7 protein-coding genes are annotated in these 7,502 nt (G+C 70.0%); 5 read left to right on the top strand and 2 right to left on the bottom strand.

Annotated features, from left to right (window positions below; translation table 11 throughout):
- Positions 1-99 precede the first annotated feature (99 nt).
- Together rpmB and ACFVJS_RS24835 are read right to left on the bottom strand one after the other, a co-directional pair.
- A complete protein-coding gene (rpmB, locus tag ACFVJS_RS24830; protein ID WP_183546560.1) occupies positions 100-285 on the bottom strand; it encodes a 50S ribosomal protein L28 in 186 nt (61 codons plus the stop codon).
- A 125-nt stretch (positions 286-410) separates the two neighbouring features.
- Positions 411-1,439 carry a class I SAM-dependent methyltransferase gene (locus ACFVJS_RS24835; RefSeq protein WP_378886019.1) on the bottom strand — a complete coding sequence of 343 codons (1,029 nt, stop codon included), beginning with the start codon at positions 1,437-1,439 and terminating at the stop codon, positions 411-413.
- Positions 1,440-1,674: 235 nt separating this feature from the next.
- Between ACFVJS_RS24835 and ACFVJS_RS24840 the strand changes: the two genes are divergently transcribed.
- From ACFVJS_RS24840 to ACFVJS_RS24860, 5 genes are read left to right on the top strand one after another with little or no spacing between them, the layout of a single operon-like run.
- Entirely contained in the window at positions 1,675-3,309 is a 1,635-nt protein-coding gene (locus tag ACFVJS_RS24840; RefSeq protein ID WP_378886021.1) for a DAK2 domain-containing protein, read from the top strand.
- A 13-nt stretch (positions 3,310-3,322) separates the two neighbouring features.
- The gene (locus ACFVJS_RS24845; RefSeq protein ID WP_378886023.1) at positions 3,323-5,587 is read left to right on the top strand and encodes an ATP-dependent DNA helicase RecG; all 2,265 of its coding nucleotides are present in this window, start codon (positions 3,323-3,325) and stop codon (positions 5,585-5,587) included.
- 9 nt (positions 5,588-5,596) lie between these two features.
- Positions 5,597-6,160, top strand: coding sequence for a 16S rRNA (guanine(966)-N(2))-methyltransferase RsmD (gene rsmD, locus ACFVJS_RS24850; protein WP_378886025.1), 564 nt, complete (start codon positions 5,597-5,599; stop codon positions 6,158-6,160).
- 30 nt (positions 6,161-6,190) lie between these two features.
- Positions 6,191-6,682, top strand: a complete 492-nt coding sequence (coaD, locus tag ACFVJS_RS24855) for a pantetheine-phosphate adenylyltransferase (protein ID WP_378886027.1) — start codon at positions 6,191-6,193, stop codon at positions 6,680-6,682.
- 59 nt (positions 6,683-6,741) lie between these two features.
- Positions 6,742-7,470, top strand: coding sequence for a class I SAM-dependent methyltransferase (locus ACFVJS_RS24860; RefSeq protein WP_378886029.1), 729 nt, complete (start codon positions 6,742-6,744; stop codon positions 7,468-7,470).
- The last annotated feature ends 32 nt before the right edge of the window (positions 7,471-7,502 follow it).

Here is a 7,502-nt window from a genome sequence, read left to right on the forward strand (position 1 = left end):
GTGACGGTTCGGCTGCATACCTAGACGAACCAACACCAAGACCCGCCGACGACAAAGGCCGCCACCCCGAGGGGTAGCGGCCTTCGACGAAGAATCAGCTCAGCGAGCGACCTTGCCGGCCTTGATGCAGGTCGTGCAGACATTCATGCGCTTCGGGGTGCCGCCGATGACGGCGCGGACGCGCTGGATGTTGGGGTCGAAGCGGCGCTTGGTCGCCTTCTTGGACCACGGCCGGTTGTTGCCGAAGCCCGGCTTCTTGTCGCAGATGTCGCAGACGGCAGCCACCGTGAACTCCTGAGGTTGAATAGATGATCGAGGTCGAATAGATATTGCCGGCGGGCGCGATGAACGGCTGCCCAGCCGAGACAACCGAACAAGCGTAGCCCGTCGGGCTGTGCCCGGCGAAATCGTCAGTCGCCGGAGCGGCGATCGCGCCATCGGTCGAGCGGAGCCGCGAGCGCGGTGGCCAGCTTCCACCGCTTGGACCCCCGCAGATCGTCGATCTCGGAGCGTTGTCCGGCCAGCTGCTTGCGCTGAGACTCGAGCCGCCGGCGCTGGTCGGCGACGACGTCGCGGAGACGGGCGACCTCGTCGCGCAGCTCGAGGCCGTGCTCGACCCAGTCGGGAAGTCCGGGGGTCTCCGGGAGGTCGGGGGAGAGACCGCGCCGCAGGACGACGTAGAACTCGATGTCGTTGTCGGGGACGGGCAGGATCTTCTCGACCGACCAGCCGGTGAGCCCGAGACGGCGCAGCTCGGCGATGATCTCGGGGAACGAACGGTCGGTGTAGGTCCACACGTGGCAGTCGACGTACTCGCCGCGACGAGCCCGCTCGACCTGGTCTTTGGTGTAGCCGAGGTCGTGGACGCAGGTCTCGGCCTCGCTGGGGCCACGGTGATGGAGCCGCTTGGGGTCGGCGTTGACCGCGAAGCGGTGATGGTCGAAGACCGCGCGCACGGACGGGACGACGTCGCCGGTGTCGTGGGCGTGCAGGATCTGGCCCATCGTCGTCGGCGGGCGGTGGGCGTCGAAGGTGTAGCGCCGGTCGGGGACGACCAGGACGAGCGCCCCCTCGGGGGCGACGACGGCCTCGACCTGCCCCAGCCAGCCGATCAGGTCGGGCACGTGCTCGACGACGTGGCTGGCCAGCGCCCAGTCGAACGGGGCGCCCTCCTTGGCGGCCTCCTCGAGCGTACGCATCCGGGTGCCGTCCCACATCGGATAGTCGATGTCGGGGATGGTCTCGTGGGTGATGTGGGGGTTGATCTTGTTCGTCTCGTAGAGCCGTTCGCGGTCGTAGAGGTCGAGATAGGACACGTCTGCTGTGCTGCGGGGGACCAGCGGCATGTGCAGCGGTCCGATCTCCAGTCCGCGGCCGGTGGAGAAGTCGAAGATTTCGGCGACGCGACGAGCGCGTGGGGTCGGGGTCGGGATCGACATCCGTGAGTCCTTCGCGTAGGGAAGTGTCCACACTAGGGACGGATCGTCATCGCCGCAGGGCGCGACGCGGCAGAACTTGTTACTCGCTCGTGTCTTTGCTGCAGCCTTGGATTTGTTCACCCGTCGTTTACCCCGTACCCAGGCACCGCCTAACCTTGGGGCCGCGATACCGGGAAGTGTGTCCGGCGTCACGTGTCTGGCTGCATGCAGGGTGTCGAGGAGTAGGGAGGGCAGCGTGGCCGAGGTCAAGCTCGATCTGTTCCGCCGGTTCGGCGACCTGGCGACCGACGCGCTCGCGTCGCACCGTGAGGAGATCGACGCGCTCAACGTCTTCCCGGTGCCCGACAGCGACACCGGCACCAACCTCTACCTGACCATCGCCGCGGCGCGCGACCGGCTGCGCGAGTTCACCGGCCCCGACTGGCGCGAGGGGCTCCGCGCCTTCTCGCGGGGCGCGCTGCTGGGTGCCCGCGGCAACTCGGGGGTGATCCTGGCCGAGATGATCGGAGCCCTGCTGCGCCGCCTGATCCAGGCCACCGAGGACGAGCGCACAGCCACGGTCTTCGCCGACGCCCTGCGCAAGGCCGCCAACGCCGCGTACGCCGCGGTGGGGGAGCCGCAGGAGGGCACCATGCTCAGCGTGCTCAGTGCCGCGGCCGACGCCGCCGAGGCCTGCGTGGAGATCGACGACACCGCACGCACCCGCGATGTGATGTCGGTCGCCGCCAGCGCGGCCCGCGCCGCCCTCGCCCGTACGCAGGAGCAGCTGCCGACGCTGGCCGCTGCCGGGGTGGTCGATGCCGGTGGTCGCGGCATCTGCGTGCTCCTCGACGCCTTCGACACCGCCCTGACCGGGCGCCGTCCGAGCCCCCAGGCGCCGGCCCCGCACATTCCCATCCCGATCCCGGCGGGTCTGGGCGGGGCAGATGGTCACGCCCTGGAGCCGGGTGGCCCGGCGTACGAGGTGATGTACCTGCTCGACGCCGAGGACGCCGCCATCCCCGATCTCCGCAAGCGGCTCCAGCCGCTGGGCGACTCGCTGGTCGTCGTCGGCGGCGAGGGCATCTGGAACGTCCACGTCCATGTCGACGACGTCGGCGCCGCGATCGAGGCCGGGATCGCTGCCGGGCGGCCCCATCGGATCCACGTGACCCACTTCGCCGAGCAGATCGCCGGCCAGGCCCACCGGCACGGCACCCGCACCGGCCGGGCGGTCATCGCGTTCGCCGCCGGGCCGGGTCTGGCCGAGCTCTTCCGTGGCGCCGGCGCGATCGTGATCGAGGGCGGCCCGCATCGACGGCCGACGACCTCGGAGCTGCTCGAGGCGATCACCGCCTCCGGCGCCTCCGAGGTGATCGTGCTGCCCAACGACGCCCCGACCCGGCAGTCGGCCGAGGCGGCCGCTCGCACCGCCGAGGACGACCTCGACATCAACGTCGCGGTGATCCCGACCCGCAGCCAGGTGCAGGGCCTGGCCGCGATCGCGGTCCACGAGCCCGGCCGGAAGTTCGACAAGGACGTGCTGGAGATGACCGCCACCGCGCGACACGCGCGGCACGGCGCCGTCACCATCTCGAACACCCGAGCGATTACGATGGCGGGGCCGTGTATGCCGGGCGATGCGCTCGGGGTGCTCGACGGCGACTTCGTCAAGGTCGGCCCAGACCTGGAGACATGCGCGACCTACGTCCTCGCCCGGCTCATCGGCGGTGGCGGCGAGCTGGTCACGCTGGTCTCCGGCCTGGAGGACCCCACCGGCGAGCTCGCCCAAGGCGTCGCGGCGTGGCTGGCTGCCAACCATCCGGCCGTTGATGTGATGGTGTACGACGGAGGCCAGGAGCGTTACCCCCTCCTGATGTCGGTCGAGTAGAGGAGAAGAGACGGTGGCGATCACCCTCGAGTCGCCGATCGAGTCCGTGCTGGGCAACAGCAAGCACGCCTCGAAGTTCACCAAGGGCCTCGGCCTGCGCACCGTCGGCGACCTGCTCTACCACTTCCCGCGGCGCTACCTGCGCACCGCCGACCTCAGCCAGACGCCACAGCTGCACGAGGGCGAGATGCTCACCGTGCTCGGCGAGGTCGTCCGCAGCGTGGTGCGCCAACACACCGACCGCCGCACCGGCCGGCCCGCTTATCGTGTCGAGACCCAGCTCAAGGCCGGCGCCGCCGACCTGCAGCTCACCTTCTTCTCCAAGTCCCAGCGGATCGCCGAGTGGCGCCGCGGCGTGCTCGCGCCGGGCACCCGCGGGGTCTTCGTCGGCAAGGCGGGCTCGTTCCGCGGCGAGTGGCAGCTGGCCAACCCGCAGATGGTTGTCTTCGGCGACCCCTCCGACTCCGAGAACGCCGCTGAGGCGGCCGACAACCAGATGGCGGTCGAGGAGCTGACCGAGCTCTTCCCGATCTACCCGCTCACCGCGGGACTCCAGCACTGGGACGTCATGCGCGCGGTGCGGTTCGCCCGGCAGGTCGTCGAGGACGTCACCGACGTGCTCCCCGAGCAGCTGCGGGAGACGTACGACGTGCCGGGGCTGCGCGACGCGCTCGATCTGATCCACGCGCCTCATGAGCCCAAGGACGTCCAGCGCGCCCAGCACCGGTTCCGGTTCGAGGAGGCGCTCGGGCTGCAGCTGGTCCTCGGTCGGAGGAGGAGGGCTCTGCAGGCGCTGGGCACCACCGCCCGTACCGGCGGGGTCCACCACCTGCTCGAGGCCTTCGACGAGCGACTGCCGTTCACCCTCACCAAGGGGCAGGAGACGATCGGCAACGAGCTCGAGACCGCGCTGGCCCAGCCCCATCCGATGAACCGCCTGCTCCAGGGCGAGGTCGGCTCCGGCAAGACGCTGGTCGCGCTGCGGGCGATGCTGCGGGTCGTCGACTCCGGCGGCCAGGCCGCGCTGCTGGCGCCGACCGAGGTGCTCGCCCAGCAGCACCACCGCTCGATCACCGCGATGCTCGGAGACCTGGCCGCCAGCGGGATGGCCGGCGGGCTCTTCGCCGGTGACCAGGAGCAGACCCATGTCGAGCTGCTCACCGGCTCGATGACCAAGACCCAGCGCAAAGGGCCGCTGAGCCGGATCGCCACCGGCGAGGCCGGGATCGTCGTCGGCACCCATGCGCTGCTGCAGGACCAGGTGATGTTCGACGACCTCGGCCTGGTCGTCGTCGACGAGCAGCACCGCTTCGGCGTCGAACAGCGCGCCGCCCTGACCGACAAGGCCGGCACCCCGCCCCACCTGCTGGTGATGACCGCGACGCCGATCCCGCGCACGGTCGCGATGACCGTCTTCGGCGACCTCGAGGTCTCCACGCTGACGGAGCTCCCGGCCGGACGCGCCGAGATCCAGACCAACCTGGTCTCGCTCGTCGACCACCCCGGGTGGATCACCAGGGTCTGGGAGCGTGTCCGGGAAGAGGTCGAGAAGGGCCACCAGGTCTACGTCGTCGCGCCGCGGATCAGCGGCGACGAGTCCGAGCAGGGCGAGAGCGACCAGCGGGACTTCGACGCCGACGGCAACGAGGTCGCCTCCGCCAAGGGCCAGCTCTCCGCCGTCGACGAGGTCACCGAGGAGCTGACCACCGGGCCGCTGCACGGGCTGAACGTCGCCAAGCTCCACGGCAAGCTCCCGGCCGAGGAGAAGGAGCGCACGATGAGCGCCTTCGCTGCCGGGGACATCGATGTGCTGATCGCCACCACGGTGATCGAGGTCGGCGTCGACGTACCCAACGCCACCACCATGGTCATTCTCGACGCCGACCGCTTCGGTGTCTCCCAGCTCCACCAGCTGCGCGGCCGAGTCGGCCGAGGCGGGCTGCACGGTCTGTGCCTGCTGGTCTCCCACGCCGAGGCCGGCACCCCGGCCCGCACCCGTCTCGACGCGGTCGCCGGGACCACCGACGGGTTCGCGCTCTCCCGGGTCGACCTCGACCAGCGTCGCGAGGGCGACGTGCTCGGCGCCTCCCAGTCGGGTCGGCGGTCGAGCCTGGAGAGCCTGCGGGTGCTCCGCGACGAGGAGACGATCCTGCAGGCCCGCGAGGCGGCCGAGTCCCTCCTGGAGAAGGACGTCGAGCTCACCAGCGCGCCGCTCCTGGCCGAGCGGGTCGCGGAGATCGAGGAGTCCGCCTCGGCCGACTACTTGGAAAAGTCCTAAGGTGTCCCAATGACTCGGATCATCGGAGGCGTCGCAGGAGGGCGGCGCCTACTCGCTCCCAGAGGGGTGCGGACCCGTCCTACCACCGACCGGGTCCGCGAGGCGCTCTTCTCGGCGATCGAGTCCGCCTACGGCTCCCTGGCCGGGCTGCGCTTCCTCGACCTCTACGCCGGCACCGGCGCGGTCGGGCTGGAGGCCTGGTCCCGCGGCGCCGGCGTCGTGACCCTGGTCGAGTCGGACCGGCGTACGGCCGGAGTGATCCGCTCCAACGCGAAGGAGCTCGGCTTCCCACGGGCCAACGTGGTCGCGGCGACCGTCGCGAGCACCCTGGTGACACCGCCGGCGGCTCCCTACGACCTGGTCTTCCTCGACCCGCCCTACCCGCTCTCGGACGACGCGGTCGCCGAGGACATCGCGCTGCTGGTCAAGCACGGCTGGCTGGTGCCGGGCGCCCTGGTCGTCGTCGAGCGGTCCGCGCGCAGCCCGGAGCCGGTGTGGCCCGACGGGTTCACCGACCAGAGGTCGAAGAAGTACGGCGAGACCACGCTCTGGTACGGCACGGCGCCGGACTGAACCCGGCTGACATCCAAGGAGAGAGAAGCAATGACGCGTCGCGCGGTGTGCCCGGGGTCGTTCGACCCACCCACCTTCGGCCACCTCGACATCTTCACCCGCGCCTCGGCGCTCTTCGACGAGGTCGTCGTCGCCGTCGGGGTCAACCCCTCGAAGTCGAAGCGGTTGTTCACGCCCGAGGAGCGGATGGAGATGATCTCCGAGATCACCGCCCCGCTGGGCAACGTCCGGGTCCAGGCGTTCACCGGTCTGGTCACCGACTTCTGCGTCGAGATCGACGCCCAGGCGATCGTGAAGGGGCTGCGCGGCGCGCCCGACCTGGAGTACGAGGCGCCGATGGCGCAGATGAACGCCCACATGACCAGGGTCGAGACGGTCTTCCTGCTCAACGACCCGCGCTGGGCCGCGGTCTCCTCCAGCCTGATCAAGGAGATGGCCACTTTCGGTGGGGATGTGTCCGCTTTCCTGCCCCCGGATGTTCTCGCGCGACTCACCAAGCGTTTGGCAGAACGTTCCGAGTAACGGGCACGGTTCGCCGGTATCGTCTCACGTGCAGTCCGCCATTCTTTCTCTGGAGATCAATGTCCACCTCAGGCCGTTCCCCGCTTTCCTTGGCCAAGCAGTCCTACGCCGCTTCCCTCAAGGCCGTCGGTCGCGGGCTGACGAAGACGGGACTCGCGAAGGAGACCGCGCCGCCGGTCGAGCAGCGCTGGCGCCACTGGGCCCACTCGCTCACCAAGGTCTACGACTCCCTGGCGATGGCGAAGCTGGACGTGCCGTGGTGGACCTACGACGCGATCACCGCCGTCGACGCCTGGCTGGGGGAGCGTGAGCACCCGATCCGGGTCTACGAGTACGGCTCCGGCGCGTCCACCATCTGGCTCTCCCGCCGTGCCGACGAGATCCACTCTGTCGAGCACCACAAGGGCTTCGGCGAGATGATGCAGGCCGAGCTCGCCGGCGAGGAGAAGATCTCGCTGCGGGTCATCGAGCCGGTCGCCAGCGACAACCCGGTCTTCCCGTCCCAGAAGGAGGGCCACGCGGGCCTCGACTTCCAGGCGTACGTCAACTCCATCGACGACGTCGACGGCGAGTTCGACCTCGTGGTGATCGACGGGCGTGCCCGGGAGGCGTGCCTGGAGAAGGCCAAGGATCGGCTCGCTCCCGGCGGGATCATCGTCTTCGACAACAGCCGCCGCAAGCGCTACGTCGACGCCATCGCCGCCTCGGGGCTGAAGGAGACCATCCACGCCGGGCTCACCCCGACCCTGCCCTATCCCGAGCGCACCTCGGTCCTGACGAAGGGCTGAGACCTAGGTCATCACGGGCGCCCGGCGTGGAT

Origin of the sequence: Nocardioides sp. NPDC057772 (genome assembly GCF_042798075.1) — a bacterium.
GTDB lineage: Bacteria > Actinomycetota > Actinomycetes > Propionibacteriales > Nocardioidaceae > Nocardioides.

What these genes read in the sequence shown, in the direction of transcription:
- ACFVJS_RS24860 (WP_378886029.1), top strand. Translation starts at nt 6,742, where the DNA reads ATGTCCACCTCAGGCCGTTCCCCGCTTTCCTTGGCCAAGCAGTCCTAC.
- rsmD (WP_378886025.1), top strand. Translation starts at nt 5,597, where the DNA reads ATGACTCGGATCATCGGAGGCGTCGCAGGAGGGCGGCGCCTACTCGCT.
- coaD (WP_378886027.1), top strand. Translation starts at nt 6,191, where the DNA reads ATGACGCGTCGCGCGGTGTGCCCGGGGTCGTTCGACCCACCCACCTTC.
- ACFVJS_RS24835 (WP_378886019.1), bottom strand. Translation starts at nt 1,439, where the DNA reads ATGTCGATCCCGACCCCGACCCCACGCGCTCGTCGCGTCGCCGAAATC.